We start from the raw sequence: 14,637 nt of genomic DNA on the forward strand, positions 1-14,637 counted from the left end.
CCTCCCGAGGGCACCGGGGTCCTTCCGCGTCCGGGAATCGCGCTGCCCTGTTCAGGCGCCAGCGAAAGGCATCACGCCGTGCGTACCCACACGCTCCCGTCCCCCACCCGTGTCCGCAACCTGGGCATCCTCGCCCACGTCGACGCCGGGAAGACCACCGTCACCGAACGGTTCCTGTACCTCACCGGTGCCACCCACAAGCAGGGTGAGGTCCACGACGGCACCACCGTCACGGACTTCGACCCGCAGGAACGCGACCGCGGCATCACCATCTTCGCCGCGGCCGTCAGCTGCGACTGGGACGGCCACCGCGTCAACCTGATCGACACCCCGGGCCACGTCGACTTCTCCGACGAGGTCGAGCGCGCCCTGCGCGTGCTCGACGGCGCCGTCGCCGTCTTCGACGCCGTCGCGGGCGTCGAGCCGCAGAGCGAGACGGTGTGGCGCCAGGCCGACCGGCACGGCGTCCCGCGGATCGCGTTCGTCAACAAGCTGGACCGCGCGGGTGCCGACCTCGACACGGCGGTCGAGTCGATCCGGACCCGTCTGCGCACGGTGCCGCTCGTCGTCCAGCTGCCGATCGGCCGGGAGGACGGCTTCACCGGCGTCGTCGACCTGGTACGCCTGCGCGCCCTGGTGTGGGACGGCGACGGCGGACCGTACGTCGAGGGCCCGGTCCCCGACGACCTGCTCGACGAGGTGCGGCGCCGGCGACGACGGCTGGAGGAGACGGTGGCGGAGCTCCATCCGTCCGCCCTGGAGGAGTTCTGCGAGCGGTCCGCGCTGGGCGAGGAGACGCTGGTCGCCGCGCTGCGCGACCTCACCCGCGACGGCGAGGCCGTGGTCGTCCTGTGCGGCTCGGCCTACCGCAACCGCGGGATCGAACCGCTGCTCGACGCCGTCGTGGCCTACCTGCCCGCGCCGCCGGACGTCCCGCCGGTCCGCGGGACGCTGGACGGCGTCACGCAGGAGCGGGCCGCCGATCCCGACGAACCGTTCACGGCGCTCGTGTTCAAGGTGAACTCGACCGCCACCGGCCGCATGACCTATCTCCGCGTCTACGCGGGCACGCTCAGGAAGGGGGACACCGTGCTCGACGCCACCGCACGGCGCACCGAGCGTGTCGGCCGGATCCTGCGCGTCCAGGCCGACCGGAACACGGAGGTGGACGAGGCCCGGGCCGGCGACATCGTCGCCGTCGTCGGACCGAAGGCCGCCCGTGCCGGTGCCACGCTGTGCGCCCCCGCCGCACCGCTGGTCCTCGAACCGCCGTCGACGGCCGACCCGGTCGTCTCCGTCGCCGTCGAGGCCCGGCGGAGTCTCGACACGGACCGGCTGGCGACGGCGCTGGCCCGGCTCACCGAGGAGGACCCCTCCCTGGTGGTCCGGACCGATCCGGAGACCGGCCAGACCGTGCTGTCGGGGCTGGGCGAACTGCACCTGGAGGTGGCGGTGGAGAAGATCCGGCGCGCCCACGGGCTGGACGTCGCCGTCGGCAGACCCCAGGTGGCCTACCGCGAGACGGTCTCCCGCGGCGTGTCCGGGCTGCTGTACCGGCACGTCAAACAGGACGGCGGCTCGGGTCAGTTCGCCCACGTCGTCATCGACGTCGCGCCTCTGGAGGAGGGGACCGCGAACGGTGACTTCGCCTTCACGTCCACGGTCACGGGCGGCCGGGTGCCGCAGGAGTACGTCCGCGCGGTCGAGGCCGGCTGCCGGGACGCCCTGGCGGAGGGCCCGCTCGGCGGGCATCCGGTCACCGGCGTGCGCGTCACGCTGACCGACGGCGCGACCCACACGAAGGACTCCTCGGAGATGGCGTTCCGCACAGCGGGTCGGTTCGCGCTGCGGGAGGCCCTGCGGGCGAGCGCCATGACGCTGCTCGAACCGGTCGCCGAGGTCACGGTCACCGTGCCGGACAGCGCGGTCGGCGCGGTGCTCGGCGACCTCGCGGCGCGGCGCGGCCGGGTCTCCGACTCGACGACCCGCTCCGGTACGGCGGTCGTGACGGCGACCGTGCCGCTGGCCGAACTCTTCGGCTACGCGTCCCGGCTGCGTTCGCGCACCCAGGGCCGGGGCACGTTCACCAGCCGTCCGACCGGCTACGCCCCGGCGCCGGCGGCGTCGGCCGGCTGAGGTCGAGCTCGGCCCGCACGGTCTTCCCGACCGGTACGCGGTCGAGCACGGCCCACCGGGAGGCCAGGGCCTGGACGACGAGCAGGCCCCGGCCGGACTCGTCCAGGGGCCGGGGCCCGGCGATCCCGCCGGGCCCCGGCGGCCGGCGTTCCGTACGGGAGTCGGCCACGTCGACGCGGAGCAGCAGCCCGGGCGTGTACGCGAGCGTCAGCTCGAAGTCGCGCCCGGGCACCCGGCCGTGGGTCACGGCGTTGGCGGCGAGCTCGGCGACGAGGAACGCCGCGGTGTCGGAGGTGCCGCTGCCGTGCTCGATCCCCCAGCGGTGCAGCTGGTGGAGCGCGAGGTGCCGGGCGAGCCGGGCCCCGCGCGGCGTGGAGCTCAGTCGCTGGGTGAACACACGTACGGTGACGGGTTCCTGATGGGTCGATGGGGGTCGCATGAGCCCAATGTGGCGCCGTCGGGACCGCGTTGCCCAGGTCAGCCACCCGTACGCTGGGTGAGCGTACGGGTTCGGAGGGTGGACAGTACCGGTCACCGCCCGTGACCATGGCCGGGACGGGCGCGGCACGGGAGGGGCACGGGATGACGGACGGCTACACGGGCGGCGGCGAGCCCGAGGCGTCGGACAGCTTGAAGTCCTTCGGGGAGGTGGTCAAGACCCTCCGCAAGCGGGCCCGGCTCACCCAGGAGGAGTTCGCACCCCGGGTGCGGTACTCGGTCCCCACGGTGGCCTCGATCGAACAGGGCCGCCGCTTCCCGCCGGCGGACTTCGTGGAGCGCGCGGAAGACGTCCTGGACGGCCTGGGAGTGCTGCGGGCCGCGTCGAAGCACCTGTCGCGGCAGCCGGGACTGGCGAGCTGGTTCCGCCAGTGGGCGAAGCTGGAGACGGAGGCGTTGAACCTCTACACCTATGAATGCCGCCTGGTCCCGGGGTTGTTGCAGACGGAGGCGTACGCGCGGGAACTCTTCAACGAACAACGCCCGCCGCTGGGGGACGACCAGATCGAGGCACAACTCGCTGCTCGTCTGGAAAGGCAACGACTGCTGACCGATCGCCCGAACACGGCGTACAGCTTCATCGTCGAGCAACACGTCCTCGAACGCCCCACCGGCGGGGTGCAGGCCATGCGCGAGCAGGTCGCCCACCTGATCGACCTTGGAGAACGCCGCAACCTGGAAGTCCAGATCATGCCGAGGACCCGCGGTCATCACGCCGGACTCGGCGGGCCCATGCGCCTCCTGGAGACGCCGGGCAATCAGTGGTTCGCCTACTGCGAAGGACAGGAAAGCGGTCAGTTCATCCGCGACCCGAAAGTGGTCAGCATCCTCCAGATGCGATATGCCAGGATGCGCTCGCAGGCTCTCACCCTGGAGGACTCCCTGAGCCTGTTGCGGAGGATGCGAGGAGCCACATGAGCACCACAAATCTGGTCTGGTTCAAGAGCAGTTACAGCAGTGGGAGCGGTGACGACTGCGTCGAGGTCGCCGTCACCCCCGCCATCGTCCACGTGCGTGACTCGAAGGACTCCGGTGGTCCGCGGCTGTCCCTCCCCGCCGCCGTCTGGGCCGACTTCGTCGCGCACGCCTCGGCCGGCTGATCCCGAGCCCCCCGACCGCCGGCCACGCGGGGGATGCTCAGCGTCTGCCGCGCCACAGCCGGCCCTGGGCCTTGTCGATCTCGGTCGCGTTCGACAGGCCGCCGCTCGACGGACGGCTGTGCGGCTGCACGTGCTTGAGTCTCGCGCTCCACGGGCCGTCCGCCCTCTTCAGATGGACGAGGAGCGGTCCCTCCGGCAGCGGCACGGTCTCCCGTCGTCTGCCGATCTCGTTGACGACGCTCCCCTGTTGCTCCGGGAGGGTGGTGGGGTCGTCGTGCTCCGCCAGTTCGTGGAGATAGACGATGAGGTTGTCGTTGCCGCGGTAGCGGATGGCGAGATCGGCCGTTCCCCCTGTGTGCAGCAGCACGTCGGGGCCGAAGCACTCCATCGGCTCCTCCGACAGATGCCTGGCCGCCGCCAGTGGCAGGACCTGGAGCCGCCAGGGTCCGTCAGCCCTCAGCCGCAGACGCAGACGCCCGTTCCCGGGGACGTGTGCGAGCAGTCGGCCCCGGAAGTTGTCCTCGGTGCTGTTGACGAGGCTCTCCCCGTCCTTGTTGAACCGATTCAGGGGCCAGAGGCCGGTGTACCCCTCGGCGTCGACGGCGAGGTCGACCACGACCGGCCCGGGCGGGAGCCCCTCCGCCGTGATCACGTCGTTGTCCCGGCCGCTCTGCGTGTACGGCTCGAAGACGGAGCCGAACGCCCAGTCCGGCACGATCAGCTCCTGCGCGGGCACGGGAACCACCACCGTGGGCACCGGCCCCGGGACCTTGGCGACCGGGACCGGGTGCGGGATCGGGATCGGGGCGGCGGGCGTCTGGAAAGCGACCGGAGCCGGGACCGCAGGCGAGGCATGGAACGGCGCCGGGCCCGGCGGCTGGAACGGGACCGGGGCATGGGGCGGCACAGGGGCCGGAGCCTGAACCTGCGCCCGGGCCTGCGCCGGGGCGCTGTCCGCCACCTCGACCCCGTGGTCCGTCACCAGGCCCGCGAGGCCGTTCACATAGCCCTGGCCCACCGCGCGGAACTTCCAGCCTCCCGCCCTCCGGTACAGCTCCGCGAGCACCATCGCCGTCTCGCCGCCCGCGTCGGTCACGTCGTACCTGGCGACCGATGTGCCGTCCGGCGCGAACGCCTCCACGGACAGCTCGTCCACGTCCCGCAGCGCACCGGCCTCCGTCGACCCGACCACCAGAAGGCGGACGATCTCCCCCTCGACCGCGGTGAGTCCGGCATCCAGCCAGACCGTGCCGCTCTCCTCCCCCAACAGCCGTGCGGCTCCCGAGGGATGGACCGGCGCTCCGTGGAACACGATGTCATGGTCCCCCCGGACCCGGCCCTGCTCCGTCAGAAGCAACACCGCCACATCGACTCCGTTCCGCACGGCGAGGCGCAGCGGCACCGTCGGAAGGAAGCCGTTGTCTCCCTTGATCATTTCCCCTCCCCGAAATGGATCACTCCTTGATCCTGCGGCCATCCGCCCCCCGGGACAAGGCCTGTGGAAAACCGGGCGGGCCCCGCGCACACGGTGTGCCAGGATGCCCGGGCCATGGCTTTCATACGACACGTACAGTCCGCCGCGCCGACCACCGCCGTCTCCGCCGGATTCCTCGCCGTCCTCATCGGCGTCACCAGCTCCGTGGCCGTCGTCTTCACGGCGGCCAAGGCCGCCGGGGCGACGTCCGCCGAACTCACCTCGTGGGTCTTCGCGCTCGGCATCGGCATGGGGGTCACCTGCATCGGGCTCTCGCTGCGCTATCGCGCCCCGATCGTGACCGCCTGGTCGACCCCCGGCGCCGCGCTGCTCGCCACCGGCCTCCAGGGGGTGACGATGGCTCAGGCCGTCGGCGCGTTCCTGCTGTCCGCCGTGCTCATCGTGATCAGCGGGGTCACCGGCTGGTTCGAGCGGATCATGAACCGGATCCCGGTGCCGCTCGCCTCGGCCCTGCTCGCCGGGGTCCTTCTGCAGTTCGGCACGGAGCTGTTCACGCAGATGGAGCGGAACGGCGTCATCGCCGTTCCCATGTTCCTGGCCTATCTCGTCGGACGACGCTGGTTCTCCCGGTACGCGGTCGTCGCCGCGCTCGCCGTCGGGATCGCGGCCACCGCCTGGCAGGGGTCATGGAAGCTGGACGGATTCGCGCTCACGCTCGCCGAGCCGTCCTTCGTACGCCCCGAGTTCGACTGGCAGGTCCTCGTCGGCGTCGGCCTGCCGCTCTTCGCCGTGACGATGGCCTCGCAGAACCTGCCCGGGGTCGCCGTGCTGCGCAACGCCGGTTACACGACACCCATCTCGCCCCTGCTGACCTGGACCGGAACGGTCAACACCGTCCTCGCGCCGTTCGGCTGCTTCGGCCTCAACCTGGCCGCGATCACCGCCGCGATCTGCAGCGGCGAGGCCGCTCACCCGGATCCCCGGAAGCGGTACGTGGCGGGTGTCTGGACGGGCGTGTTCTATCTCCTCGTCGGCCTCTTCGGAGGAACGGTCGGCTGGCTGCTGACCGCGATGCCGCCGGCCCTGGTCCTGGGCATCGCGGGCATCGGCCTGCTGGGAACCATCGGCGGCTCCCTCACCTCCGCCCTCCGGGACGACCGGCTCCGCGAGCCGGCGGTGGTCACCCTCCTCGCGACGGCGTCCGGGTTCACGCTCTTCGGCATCGGCTCGACCTTCTGGGGCCTTCTCGCGGGTGTGCTCACGCTCGCCGTGGGCGACCTCGCCCGGCGCAGGACGGACTCCGCCGAGCGGTCCCCCCGTGCCACCACCGAAGCCGAGGAGGCGAAGAGCCGTTGAGCCTCGGCCCGGGCGCGCCGGCTCCGGCGCGCGCGAGGTGCCCGGCCTCGGGGGCGGGCCGGGCGAACGCTCCGGACGGACGAACACCCACGGTCCGAGACCGTGGGTGCGTGACGGGCGGCGCAGGTGGAGCCGGGCGCACCTCGCCGCCGCCCCGCCTCTCACCGGCCCGCGCCGCGCCGGTGGACTCCGGTCGGCGCGCGGCCCGTTCAGCCCTCGCCGGCCGGCGATCCCGATTCCGGCGTCAACCGCAGCGAGATCGAGTTGATGCAGTACCGCTGGTCGGTGGGGGTCGGATAGCCCTCGCCCTCGAAGACGTGGCCCAGGTGCGAGCCGCACCGGGAACAGCGGACCTCGGTGCGGACCATGCCGTGCGAGCGGTCCTCGATCAGCTCGACCGCGTCGGTGTGCTTCGGGTCGTAGAAGGACGGCCAGCCGCAGTGCGACGCGAACTTCTCCGTCGAGGTGAACAACTCCGCGCCGCACGCCCGGCAGGAGTACACACCCGTGGTCGTGGTGTCGGTGTACTCACCGCGGAAGGCGGGCTCCGTGCCGGCCTGGCGCAGCACCTGGTACTCCGCCGGGGTCAGCTCCGCGCGCCACTGCTCGTCCGGCTTCTCGACGTCGTAGGACATGAGCTCGCTCCCTCTGCTACTTCGACAGGTGGTCCAGGATCAGCGGGCCGAGGTCCGTGACGTCGCCCGCGCCCATGGTCAGAACGAGATCACCGGGCTTCGCCATTCCCGCGACGACCTCCGGGACGGCGGCCTTGTCGTGGACGGGCGTCACGTCGGCTCCGGCCCGCCGGCCGGCCTCGATGATCAGCTCGCTGGTGATGCCCGGGATCGGGTCCTCGCGGGCCGGGTAGATGTCCAGGACGACCGAGGCATCGGCGAGGGCCAGCGCGTCGCCCATCTCCTTGCCGAGCTCCTGCGTGCGGGAGAAGAGGTGGGGCTGGAAGACGACCAGCAGGCGGGAGGCGCCGGCGGCGCCGCGCATGGCCTCCAGGTCGGCGGTCATCTCGGTCGGGTGGTGGGCGTAGGAGTCGATGACCTGGACGCCCGCGGCCTCGCCCTTGAGCTGGAGGCGGCGGCCGACGCCGGTGTACGCGGTGAGGGCCTGGGCCAGCTCCGCGGGGTCGATGCCCACGCGGGCGCCCGCGGCGAGGGCCGCGGCGGCGTTGTGCGCGTAGTGGCGGCCGGGGACCGAGACGGTGAAGGCGTGCTCGACGCCGTCGAGGAGGACGACGACCTCGCTGGTCATGCCGTGGGGGGTGATCGAGAGGATCCGGACGTCGGAGGTCTCGGACTCACCGACCGTCACCACGTTCAGGCCGTCGCGGTCGGCGACCCGGGCGGCCAGTTCGCGGGCGCCGGAGTGCTCGCCGACGACGAGCGTGCCGCCGGGGCGGATCTTCGCGGTGAACGCCTCGAAGGACTCGTAGATCTCGTCCATGGAGGCGTAGTTCGCGTGGTGGTCCAGCTCGACGTTGAGGACGATCGCGACCTCGGGGTCGTACTTCTGGAAGCTCCGGTCGCTCTCGTCGGCCTCGGCGACGAAGACCTGACCGTCGCCGTGACGGGCGTTGGTGCCGGGGCCCGCGAGGTCGCCCCCGATGGCGTACGACGGGTCCAGGCCCAGCTCGGTGAGGGCGACGGCCAGCATGGAGGTGGTCGTCGTCTTGCCGTGGGTCCCGGCGACGGCGACGGCCCGCAGGCCGTCCATGAGGGAGGCGAGGGCGTCGGAGCGGTGGACGACCGGGATGCCCAGCTCGGCGGCGCGGGCCAGCTCGGGGTTGTCGGCCCGGATGGCGCTGGAGACGACGACGGCGGAGGCGTCGTCGGCGAGGTGCTCGGCGGCGTGGCCGATGTGGACCGTGGCGCCGAGCGCCCGCAGCGACTCGGCCGTCGCGGAATCCTTCGCGTCGCTGCCGGCGACCTTGGCCCCGCGCTGGGCGAGGATCTTCGCGATGCCCGACATTCCGGCACCGCCGATGCCGATGAAGTGCGGCCGTTCCATGGTGGCAGGGACGGCGGCGGCAGGGATGGCGGGTGCCATGCGTGGTTCTCCCCGGTGTGCGTCGTACTGGACGCCCCCAGCCTAGTAGCTCGCGCCCGGAGGCTCGCGGTCGCGCGATCCCGGCGGGCCCGGAGGCCGCCGGTGGGCGGGTCGGGGGGGCCGGGGACGCGGGACGGGGACGGGGGGCCGGGTCCGGGGACGGCGTCCGGGGGCGCCGGGCCCTGCGGCGGACGGCCCGGGCGCCCGTCGCGGCCGTACCCCGGCGGGCACGCGGCCGGGGGCGGCGCCGTGGCCCCGGCACCGCCCCCGGCCTGCTCGTTCCCCCGGCAGCCCCGGGCCTCCCGGGTGCACCCAGGGCCTCCCGGGTGTGCCCAGGGCCATCCCGGTCAGTCGCTGTGCGCGAAGAGCTTCAGCACCGGCACCCCGACCTTGTGCCGGGCCCGCGACGCCCAGTCCCGGTGGAAGAACTCCTCCACGTAGTGCGGGGCCGTCAGCACGATCACCTCGTCCGCCTCCGACTCGTCCACCACGGCCTTCATCTTGTTCAGGGGGTGGTCCTCCACGACCTGGCCGACCGCCTGGCAGCCGGCGTTGCGGAGGGCCTGGAGCGAGACCTCCAGTGCCTGCTCCGCCGGGCCCCGGGCGGCCTTGCCCTCCGGTTCCTCGCCCTCCCGGCGCGCCTCCTTCAGTTCGCCCATCGCGACGTCGTCGATGGCGCGCAGCAGCACGTCGGCCTGGTCACCGCGCGGCTGCATCAGCACGATGAAGGACACGGACTCGTCGCCGTGCAGGGTGGTGACGAACTCCACGTCGACCGACGTCAGGGGCTTCTCGATCATCAAAACGCTTGTGAACACCTCAGGAGCCCTTCTGCGGAAACCATCCTTCCCCGTGACCGCACGGGGTCTGCGAGAGTAAGTGTGCCCAGCGGAAGCAAAGCGGAACGACTAATTCCGCGGCGCGTCAGCTCCGACGGTAGCGGGTGTAGAGGAAGCCGGCCTCTTCCAGCAGCGACGCCACGGCGAACCGTGTCGGCACGGCCACCGACGGCCCCCCGGCGATCCGCTGCGCGGCCCCCGCCGTCATCGTCGGCGAGAGCGTCAGGCACAGCTCGTCGAGCACCCCGGCGGCCACGAACTGACCCAGCAGGCGCGGGCCGCCCTCGGTCAGCTGCCGCTTCAGGCCCCGCTCGGCGAGCGCCGCCACCGCGCGGGCCGGCTCCACGCCCGCACCGTCGCCGGCGATCACCACCTCGGCCCCCGCCTTCTCGGCCTCGTACACCTGCTCGGCGGGTGCCGCGGCCCCCGTCAGGACGAGGGTCGGCACCAGCGGCTCGGTGAACAAAGGGAGCGAGAAGTCCAGGTTCAGGGAAGCGCTGACCACGGCGATCACGGGTGCGGGCCCCTGGCCGGCCGCGGCCCGGCGTTCCGCGAAGACCTCACGCGCCCGGGCCGGACGGTAGCCCTCCATCCGGACGGTCTCGGCGCCCACCACGACCACGTCGGCGAGCCCCCGGAGCGTGCCGAAGATCCGCATGTCGGACTCCGACGAGAGGGGCTGGGAACGTCCCTCGTGCTGGCCGGCCCCGTCGAGCGACGAGACCATGTTGGCCCGCAGCCACACGCCCGCCGGGCCCCGCTCGGCCTCGTCGGGGTACGCGTAGGCGTCGGCCAGCTCGTCGAGGGACCACTCCCGGTCCCCGGCGGCGTCGGTGGCTGTCATGTCCGTCACAGGGAACAGGCGTCGCATCCTGGCAGTCTGCCACGGCGCTTAGAGTGGTGAACTGTGTCGACCCGTTCCCCGCATGCCGCCCCCGCCATAACCGAGGCCGCTTCCGCCGAAGCCTCCCCGGTCTCCCTCTGTGCCCGGGAGCCGCAGGTCCCCGCCGACCGCCTCGTCGCGGAGATGGTCCCGCCGCCGCGGTTCGACTCGGTCCGCTTCGACACGTACATCCCCGACCCGAACCAGCCCAGCCAGACCGACGCGGTCAAGGTCCTGAGCTCCTTCGCCGAGGGCCTGGGCGGCGCCCACGCCAGCGGCTCGGGCCGGCGGCCGGCGCTCGGCCGCTGGTTCGCCAGGAAGCCGGCCGCCCCCACCGGTCCGCGCGGCGTCTACCTGGACGGCGGCTACGGCGTCGGCAAGACCCACCTGCTCGCCTCGCTCTGGCACGCGACCCCCGCCGAGCCCGCCCTCAAGGCCTTCGGCACCTTCGTGGAGCTGACCAATCTGGTCGGCGCGCTCGGCTTCCAGCAGACCGTGAAGACCCTCGGCGAGCACCGGCTGCTCTGCATCGACGAATTCGAGCTGGACGACCCGGGCGACACCGTGCTCGTCTCCTCCCTGCTCAGCCGGCTCGTCGAGTCGGGCGTGGCCCTGGCCGCCACCTCCAACACGCTGCCGGGCAAGCTGGGCGAGGGCCGGTTCGCCGCCGCCGACTTCCTGCGCGAGATCCAGGGCCTGTCCGCCCACTTCCGGCCGCTGCGGATCGACGGCGAGGACTACCGTCACCGCGGGCTTCCCGAAGCCCCCGCCCCGTACTCCGACGATCAGGTGACGAAGGCGGCGTACGCCACCCCGGGCGCCTCGCTCGACGACTTCCCGCACCTGCTGGACCACCTGGCGAAGGTCCACCCCAGCCGGTACGGCGCGCTCACCGACGGTCTGAGCGCGGTCTGCCTCACCGACGTGCAACCGGTGCCGGACCAGTCCACCGCGCTGCGGCTCGTCGTCCTCGCCGACCGCCTGTACGACCGCGAGGTGCCGGTGCTGGCCTCCGGACTCCCCTTCGACCGGCTGTTCAGTGAAGAGATGCTGAAGGGCGGGTATCGGAAGAAGTACTTCCGGGCGATCTCCCGGCTCACCGCACTGGCACGCGACGCAAAGGGTCTGGTGGAGCAGTAGGTTGGGGGCCATACCCGATCGAAAGGGATTCACCATGGCCACCGTCCGTCACGCCCACACCGTCTGGGAGGGCGACCTCCTCAAGGGCAAGGGCGTCGTCTCCCTCGACTCCTCCGGCCTCGGCTCGTACGAGGTCTCCTGGCCGGCCCGCGCCGAGGAGCCGAACGGCAAGACCAGCCCCGAGGAGCTCATCGCCGCCGCGCACTCCTCCTGCTTCTCCATGGCCTTCTCCAACGGTCTGGCCAAGGCCGGCAACCCGCCGACCCGTCTGGAGACCAAGGCCGACGTCACCTTCCAGCCGGGCGAGGGCATCACGGGCATCCACCTGACCGTGCGCGGCGAGGTGCCCGGCCTGGACGCGGACGAGTTCCAGGCGCTGGCCGAGGACGCCAAGAAGAACTGCCCGGTCAGCCAGGCGCTCACGGGCACGACGATCACGCTGACCGCCGAACTCGCCTGACACCCGCGCCACATGAGGCCGTTGTGGCCCGCATGGTTCACGTGTCACCACGGTGCGTGATACACACATGCGGGTCACACGTCACACGCCACCTGTCCGCCAACAGGAAGTGGGCTGTTGCCTCATGTCCGCAACACGACGTCAGATCCTTTCCCGCACCGGCGCGTCGGTCGCCGGCATCGCCTTCTCCGGCGCCTTCGCCGAGCTCTTCACCGGCGGCGCCGCCGCCGCGAGCCGGGCCGGCTACGGTCCGCTCGTCCCGGATCCCGCCGGGCTCCTCGACCTCCCCGAGGGCTTCCGCTACAAGGTCCTGTCGCGCCAGGGCGACCCCCTCCGCTCCGGCGAGGGCCTCGTCCCCAGCAATCACGACGGCATGGCCGCCTTCGCCGGCCGGCGCGGTCGCGTGCACCTGGTCCGCAACCACGAGAACCGGGCCACCGGCAAGATCGGCGTCCCGACCGTCGAGGGCCTGACCTACGACCCGGCCGCCAAGGGCGGCTGCACCGCGCTCGAACTCGACGGCCGCAACAACGTCCTCGGCGAACGCGTCGCCATCGCCGGCACCGCGGTCAACTGCGCCGGCGGGCCCACCCCGTGGGGCACCTGGCTCACCTGCGAGGAGACCGAGGACCGGGCCGGCACCGCCGGGTACACCAAGGACCACGGCTGGATCTTCGAGGTCGACGGGGCCGATCCGCACCGCACCGGGGCCGTTCCCCTCACCGCGATGGGCCGCTTCCAGCACGAGGCGATCGCCGTCGACCCGCGCAACGGCATCGTCTACGAGACGGAGGACGCCTTCCAGCAGCCCTTCGGCCTCTTCTACCGCTTCCTGCCCCGCAAGCCGCTGGGCGGCACCGGTTCGCTGCGCGCCGGGGGCGCCCTGGAGGCCATGCGGGTGCCGGGCGTGCCCGACCTCTCGGCGATCCAGGAGACCGGGGCGAGCTTCGGCGGCGTGGAGTGGGTTCCCGTACCGGACCCGCAGGCCGCCGAGACGCCCATCCGGCTGCAGGACTTCGGCCCGCGGGGCATCACGCACGCCCAGAAGCTGGAGGGCTGTTACTGGGGAGGCCGCGCGGTGTACTTCGTCTCCAGCTTCGCCCGCGCGACGGACGGCTCGGCGGGGACCCACTTCGGGCAGGTGTGGAAGTACGAGCCGCACCGCCGCCGGCTCACCCTCGTCGTCGTCTTCGGCCCGAGCACGGACATCCGGCTGCCGGGCGAGTCGCCGGACAACATCTGCCTGGCCGCCGACGGCGGGCTCATGGTCTGCGAGGACGGCGGCGGCGAGCAGCACGTCTACGGGCTGACGCCGCGCGGCGAGGTGTACGCCATGGCGCGCGGCGCCCAGAACATCGGCACCCCGGAGGACCCGGAGTGGGGCGAGTTCGCGGGCGTCACGTTCTCGCCCGACCGGCAGACGATGTACGTCAACTGCTACACACCGGGCACGACGTTCGCGGTGACCGGGCCGTGGTGCTGATCTGACGGACGGGGCGAGGCGGCGAGCCGGCGTCTGTGCCGCCGGCTCGCCGCTCCCCTGTTCCGCGGGCTCGCGGGCCCGTCGATTCCGTCGGAGGATCGGGAGAAGGCGCGTGACGGACGGAAAGGGCCCAGCGTGGCGAAGGACGGGAAGACCGGGAAGACCGGGAAAGGGAAAGCCGGGAAGTCGGGTGGGAAGGCAGCCGGGAAGAAGGACCGGCGGAAGGGCGTCGCGACGTCGGCTCCCGCGCCCCGCACCCCGCTGCGCGAGCTGCTGCGCCTGCCCGTCGGCGAGCCGGTCGACCTCTCCGCGTACGGCGCCTCCTCCCTCCTTCCCGGCGCTCCCGCCGACAAGTCGGCCGGTGTGGCGGCGACCGCGGCCACGGCACCCGCCCTCGCCGGACTCCAGGAGCGCCTGTACGCGGCGAGCACTGCCGGCGACCACCGCCGGCTGCTGCTCGTGCTTCAGGGCATGGACACCAGCGGCAAGGGCGGCACGGTCAAGCACGTGATCGGGTTCCTGAACCCCTCGGGCTGCCGGATCCGGGCCTTCAAGGCCCCGACCGAGGAGGAGCGGAACCATCCCTTCCTGTGGCGGGTCGGGCGGGCGCTGCCGTCGGCGGGCGAGATCGGCATCTTCGACCGCTCCCACTACGAGGACGTGCTGATCGCCCGCGTCCGGGACCTCGCCCCGCGCGAGGAGATCGAGCGGCGCTACGAGGAGATCAACCGCTTCGAGGCGTCGCTCGTCGACGACGGGGTCACGGTCGTCAAGGTCTTCCTGCACGTGTCGTACGAGGAACAGCGGGCCCGGCTGCTCGAACGCCTCGACAACCCCGACAAGCACTGGAAGTTCAGCCCGGGCGACATCGAGGACCGGGCGCTGTGGCCCGCGTACCAGCGGGCGTACGAGATCGCCATGGAACGCTGCGCGACGGACGGGGCGCCCTGGTACATCGTCCCGGCCGACCGGAAGTGGTACCGCAACTGGGCGATCGGCACCCTGCTGCGGGAGCACCTGGAGGAACTGGACCCGCGCTATCCGAAGGCCGACTTCGACGTGGCGGAGAGCCGTCGGACGCTACTGGCGAGCTGACGGGCGGCGCATGGGTTCACCACGTGGGGGTGGGGGTGGGGGCGCTTGGGGCCGGGCGGTCTTGTCGGCTTCTGGTGGTTGGCCGCCCTCTCTCCGAGTGTGGCAGCCGGGTCCGTGCCCTCAAGGGCGCTCCTCGTTCCTCGTCGCGTCGCTG

14 protein-coding genes are annotated in these 14,637 nt (G+C 72.4%); 8 read left to right on the forward strand and 6 right to left on the reverse strand.

Going from position 1 to position 14,637, the window contains the following annotated elements:
* Nucleotides 1–78: 78 nt before the first annotated feature.
* Nucleotides 79–2,136 carry an elongation factor G gene (fusA, locus tag ACGFZF_RS35590; RefSeq protein ID WP_393561159.1) on the forward strand — a complete coding sequence of 686 codons (2,058 nt, stop codon included), beginning with the start codon at nucleotides 79–81 and terminating at the stop codon, nucleotides 2,134–2,136.
* On the opposite strand, the gene ACGFZF_RS35595 is transcribed toward fusA, so the two are convergent.
* Nucleotides 2,084–2,575, reverse strand: a complete 492-nt coding sequence (locus tag ACGFZF_RS35595) for an ATP-binding protein (RefSeq protein WP_393561161.1) — start codon at nucleotides 2,573–2,575, stop codon at nucleotides 2,084–2,086. The genes fusA and ACGFZF_RS35595 overlap by 53 nt on opposite strands.
* Before the next feature lie 143 nt (nucleotides 2,576–2,718).
* On the opposite strand from ACGFZF_RS35595, the gene ACGFZF_RS35600 reads away from it, so the two are divergent.
* Nucleotides 2,719–3,552, forward strand: a complete 834-nt coding sequence (locus ACGFZF_RS35600) for a Scr1 family TA system antitoxin-like transcriptional regulator (protein ID WP_393561163.1) — start codon at nucleotides 2,719–2,721, stop codon at nucleotides 3,550–3,552.
* Nucleotides 3,549–3,734 (forward strand): DUF397 domain-containing protein, encoded by a 186-nt coding sequence (locus tag ACGFZF_RS35605; protein ID WP_393561165.1) that lies wholly within the window; start codon nucleotides 3,549–3,551, stop codon nucleotides 3,732–3,734. Before ACGFZF_RS35600 ends, ACGFZF_RS35605 begins: the two co-directional genes overlap by 4 nt.
* A 37-nt stretch (nucleotides 3,735–3,771) precedes the next feature.
* Here the strand turns inward: ACGFZF_RS35605 and ACGFZF_RS35610 are convergent, their stop codons facing one another.
* Nucleotides 3,772–5,169: a TerD family protein gene (locus ACGFZF_RS35610; protein WP_393561167.1), complete on the reverse strand. Its 1,398-nt coding sequence runs from the start codon at nucleotides 5,167–5,169 to the stop codon at nucleotides 3,772–3,774.
* 114 nt (nucleotides 5,170–5,283) lie between these two features.
* Here ACGFZF_RS35610 and ACGFZF_RS35615 point away from each other — a divergent pair, with 114 nt between their 5' ends.
* Entirely contained in the window at nucleotides 5,284–6,525 is a 1,242-nt protein-coding gene (locus tag ACGFZF_RS35615; RefSeq protein ID WP_393561169.1) for a benzoate/H(+) symporter BenE family transporter, read from the forward strand.
* A 209-nt stretch (nucleotides 6,526–6,734) separates the two neighbouring features.
* On the opposite strand, the gene msrB is transcribed toward ACGFZF_RS35615, so the two are convergent.
* From msrB to ACGFZF_RS35635, 4 genes are all read right to left on the reverse strand, one after another.
* On the reverse strand, nucleotides 6,735–7,160 hold the full coding sequence (msrB, locus tag ACGFZF_RS35620) for a peptide-methionine (R)-S-oxide reductase MsrB (protein WP_393561171.1): 426 nt from the start codon (nucleotides 7,158–7,160) through the stop codon (nucleotides 6,735–6,737).
* 16 nt (nucleotides 7,161–7,176) lie between these two features.
* On the reverse strand, nucleotides 7,177–8,583 hold the full coding sequence (gene murC / locus ACGFZF_RS35625) for a UDP-N-acetylmuramate--L-alanine ligase (protein ID WP_393561173.1): 1,407 nt from the start codon (nucleotides 8,581–8,583) through the stop codon (nucleotides 7,177–7,179).
* Nucleotides 8,584–8,930: 347 nt separating this feature from the next.
* Entirely contained in the window at nucleotides 8,931–9,383 is a 453-nt protein-coding gene (locus ACGFZF_RS35630) for an indole-3-glycerol phosphate synthase (protein ID WP_393561175.1), read from the reverse strand.
* 124 nt (nucleotides 9,384–9,507) lie between these two features.
* Complete coding sequence (locus tag ACGFZF_RS35635) at nucleotides 9,508–10,293, reverse strand: pyrimidine reductase family protein (RefSeq protein WP_393561177.1); 786 nt, start codon at nucleotides 10,291–10,293, stop codon at nucleotides 9,508–9,510.
* A 36-nt stretch (nucleotides 10,294–10,329) separates the two neighbouring features.
* On the opposite strand from ACGFZF_RS35635, the gene zapE reads away from it, so the two are divergent.
* The 4 genes from zapE (at nucleotide 10,330) to ACGFZF_RS35655 (ending at nucleotide 14,483) form a co-directional block, all read left to right on the forward strand.
* On the forward strand, nucleotides 10,330–11,445 hold the full coding sequence (gene zapE, locus ACGFZF_RS35640) for a cell division protein ZapE (protein ID WP_393561179.1): 1,116 nt from the start codon (nucleotides 10,330–10,332) through the stop codon (nucleotides 11,443–11,445).
* A gap of 34 nt (nucleotides 11,446–11,479) precedes the next feature.
* The gene (locus ACGFZF_RS35645; RefSeq protein ID WP_147980592.1) at nucleotides 11,480–11,905 is read left to right on the forward strand and encodes an OsmC family protein; all 426 of its coding nucleotides are present in this window, start codon (nucleotides 11,480–11,482) and stop codon (nucleotides 11,903–11,905) included.
* Nucleotides 11,906–12,029: 124 nt separating this feature from the next.
* Nucleotides 12,030–13,388: an alkaline phosphatase PhoX gene (locus ACGFZF_RS35650; protein ID WP_393561182.1), complete on the forward strand. Its 1,359-nt coding sequence runs from the start codon at nucleotides 12,030–12,032 to the stop codon at nucleotides 13,386–13,388.
* A gap of 135 nt (nucleotides 13,389–13,523) precedes the next feature.
* The gene (locus ACGFZF_RS35655) at nucleotides 13,524–14,483 is read left to right on the forward strand and encodes a PPK2 family polyphosphate kinase (protein ID WP_393561184.1); all 960 of its coding nucleotides are present in this window, start codon (nucleotides 13,524–13,526) and stop codon (nucleotides 14,481–14,483) included.
* Nucleotides 14,484–14,637 lie beyond the last annotated feature (154 nt).

The sequence above is a fragment of the Streptomyces sp. NPDC048338 genome, assembly GCF_043201055.1.
GTDB lineage: Bacteria > Actinomycetota > Actinomycetes > Streptomycetales > Streptomycetaceae > Streptomyces.

Bases quoted from the DNA above. Each gene is read 5' to 3' on its own strand.
- ACGFZF_RS35595 (WP_393561161.1), bottom strand. From the start codon at position 2,575: ATGCGACCCCCATCGACCCATCAGGAACCCGTCACCGTACGTGTGTTC.
- ACGFZF_RS35600 (WP_393561163.1), top strand. From the start codon at position 2,719: ATGACGGACGGCTACACGGGCGGCGGCGAGCCCGAGGCGTCGGACAGC.
- ACGFZF_RS35605 (WP_393561165.1), top strand. From the start codon at position 3,549: ATGAGCACCACAAATCTGGTCTGGTTCAAGAGCAGTTACAGCAGTGGG.
- ACGFZF_RS35610 (WP_393561167.1), bottom strand. From the start codon at position 5,169: ATGATCAAGGGAGACAACGGCTTCCTTCCGACGGTGCCGCTGCGCCTC.
- ACGFZF_RS35615 (WP_393561169.1), top strand. From the start codon at position 5,284: ATGGCTTTCATACGACACGTACAGTCCGCCGCGCCGACCACCGCCGTC.
- msrB (WP_393561171.1), bottom strand. From the start codon at position 7,160: ATGTCCTACGACGTCGAGAAGCCGGACGAGCAGTGGCGCGCGGAGCTG.
- murC (WP_393561173.1), bottom strand. From the start codon at position 8,583: ATGGCACCCGCCATCCCTGCCGCCGCCGTCCCTGCCACCATGGAACGG.
- ACGFZF_RS35630 (WP_393561175.1), bottom strand. From the start codon at position 9,383: ATGATCGAGAAGCCCCTGACGTCGGTCGACGTGGAGTTCGTCACCACC.
- ACGFZF_RS35635 (WP_393561177.1), bottom strand. From the start codon at position 10,293: ATGCGACGCCTGTTCCCTGTGACGGACATGACAGCCACCGACGCCGCC.
- ACGFZF_RS35645 (WP_147980592.1), top strand. From the start codon at position 11,480: ATGGCCACCGTCCGTCACGCCCACACCGTCTGGGAGGGCGACCTCCTC.
- ACGFZF_RS35650 (WP_393561182.1), top strand. From the start codon at position 12,030: ATGTCCGCAACACGACGTCAGATCCTTTCCCGCACCGGCGCGTCGGTC.